This is a genomic window from Photorhabdus viridis, assembly GCF_040256935.1.
GTDB lineage: Bacteria > Pseudomonadota > Gammaproteobacteria > Enterobacterales > Enterobacteriaceae > Photorhabdus > Photorhabdus viridis.
In genome coordinates, this window is the sequence record NZ_JBEJZY010000122.1 from 1 (window position 1) to 2,358 (window position 2,358).

Annotated in this window: 3 protein-coding genes; 1 reads left to right on the forward strand and 2 read right to left on the reverse strand. The window is 40.1% G+C overall.

Annotation, left to right across the window (positions count from 1 at the left end):
- Positions 1–326 precede the first annotated feature (326 nt).
- Complete coding sequence (locus ABR397_RS22295) at positions 327–647, reverse strand: hypothetical protein (RefSeq protein ID WP_350307624.1); 321 nt, start codon at positions 645–647, stop codon at positions 327–329.
- 501 nt (positions 648–1,148) lie between these two features.
- Between ABR397_RS22295 and ABR397_RS22300 the strand changes: the two genes are divergently transcribed.
- On the forward strand, positions 1,149–1,886 hold the full coding sequence (locus ABR397_RS22300) for a cyclase family protein (RefSeq protein ID WP_350307625.1): 738 nt from the start codon (positions 1,149–1,151) through the stop codon (positions 1,884–1,886).
- Positions 1,887–1,999: 113 nt separating this feature from the next.
- On the opposite strand, the gene ABR397_RS22305 is transcribed toward ABR397_RS22300, so the two are convergent.
- Positions 2,000–2,358 (reverse strand): Rpn family recombination-promoting nuclease/putative transposase (locus tag ABR397_RS22305; RefSeq protein WP_350307626.1); only part of this gene is annotated, 359 nt, incomplete at its 5' end.

The window sequence follows — 2,358 nt, forward strand, 5'->3', positions numbered from 1 at the left end:
CCTACGTTCAGAGTCAGTCAACGCCAGATTGATCTTTAAAGCCCTGCGGGCTTTTCGCCTTATATCCCCGCCCGCACTGGGCGAGGGTTTACGGCGTTTTTCGCTAAAAAAGATCCCGCCGTTTCGCAGAATCCCAAAAATAATCCATCTGTAAATTGTTTAAAATTTTACCGCACAAAATGAAAATTTACTACTTATCCGACCACTTTTAAGCAGTTATCATCACTCTATTTTCCATATTATGTAATTTTATTACATTAAATATGATAAAAATGTAATATTACAAGCAATCAATAACACTTAACTAACAATTAATGAGCATGGAATTAATAATGGGATAATAATATGGTTATGAAAACCCGCGATAACCACCATGGGTCTTGTTTACCGATCAATGCCAGTTGGCTGCCAACACAGGTTGCAGGCTCTGGCGGCGCGAATGCAGCCATAGCCTGGACAAGGTGTTCGACATCACTGTCGATTAACCGATGACCGTCACCGGCCATAATGTCACCTGGTCGTTCGGAGGGACTAGCATACCAATTATGCAGTATTACCTCCTGCTTGCTGCCAATAACCGAAATTTGCAGATCCTGTCCTTCATGCTGAAACCACAGACGATTAGGGCTAATATCCTTTCCGAACACCAAGTTCCCCATCTCACCACTAAATTGCTAGGAAGATTGAGCCATTTATACTCTGTTCCGGCTAGTAAGCCGTAATATAAATTGTAATCATCGACAAAAAGCGTTGTGCGCACGAAATTTATTCCCGTATATACAAAGAAATTGGCCTATCGCCAGTTTCTTCACTCCAACGGCCATTGAACTTAACCCATGCTTAAGTGATTGAATTATCTACATATAATACTTAACTTAGCAAAACCGTCAATTTAAAAAACTATATAAAAGAAAAAAACGTAGGAAAAAAACTATCTGTTTTCTTTAATAATAAACCAATATTGAAAAATACCAATATAATTACGCCAATACATGTCGAAAATGGTTTCTATCAGGCAATAGACTCAAATATAACATTTGAAGAAATAGTTAACTCTTTAAATTGATGAAAACCCATAACTTTGTTTTTATTATAGAAAAAACCATAGCGGTAAAAAAACATCAACAGTTATCAAAAATGAGGTTTTTATGTCAAATAACATCTTACAAGCACTTACTTTGCTGAAATCGAAAAAATGGGTCGATTTAACACATAGCTTCGATAAAGATTCTCCCCATTTTTTTATGTTTGAACCAGCTGAGTTTAAGACACTTTTTGATTATAAGGATGGCTTTTTTGCTCAACAATTCTCTTTTCCCGGCCAATATGGGACTCACATTGATGCTCCCTGCCATTTTGTTCCTAATGCCCGTTATCTTGATGAGTTGGAATTAAAAGAATTGGTTTTACCTTTAATCGTACTTAATCAGTCAGAAAGGGCAAAACAGGATCCTAATTTTTCACTGTCTAAAGAAGATATTCTTAAATTTGAAGAAGAATATGGAATTATTGAGGCAGATACTTTCGTTGCGCTCAGAACTGACTGGAGTAAACGCTGGTCATCTCAGGATGCCATGGATAATAAAGATAATCGTGGCAATAACCAAATACCCGGATGGGGAATGGATGCCCTCAAATTTTTATTTGAGGAGCGTCATGTTAAAGCCATTGGGCATGAAACATTTGATACCGACGCCGCCAAAGATTTTAGAAAGAATAATACGTTGTTGAGCGAAGATTATGTATTAAAGCAAGATACTTATCAGATAGAACTTTTGGCTAATTTGGACCAGGTCCCTGTACGTGGTGCAGTCATTTTCAACATTGTAGCCAAACCTAAAAAAGCATCTGGTTTTCCCGTTCGTTCGTTTGCCATACTTCCGTGACTGTTCCCCAGTGCCGTATCTCCTGAAATAAGGGAGATACTGTTCTGCCAGTCGTCGTAAGATCCTCTTTTAATACGGATCGTTGAGTGCTGATTAAGCACTCTCAACATGAGTTAGTGGCGTATTTGCTCAAGCTCATTCTGGCTCAACCCGGTCGTTTTCATTATCGTTTCACGGTCGATACCCATGTCCATCATCGCCCACGCGACTTTCAAGATCCCCCGTTTTTCGCCTTCCTGCAATCCTTCCTGACGTGCTTTATGTTCCAATCTTTGTGCTATTGTCATCAGTACCTCCTCATACCTCGGGGACTGTTCTGCCAGTCGCCGGATATGTTTTTGCACCATTTCCAATAACGCGCCCCGTTTATGCGTCAGGATTTCATCGTCCGGGATTACCGTCACATCGACCAGCGGGAAGGGACCGGAATAGATTTCCTTCGCCAGGGCCGGATCATCGAAGCAGTCGAGCC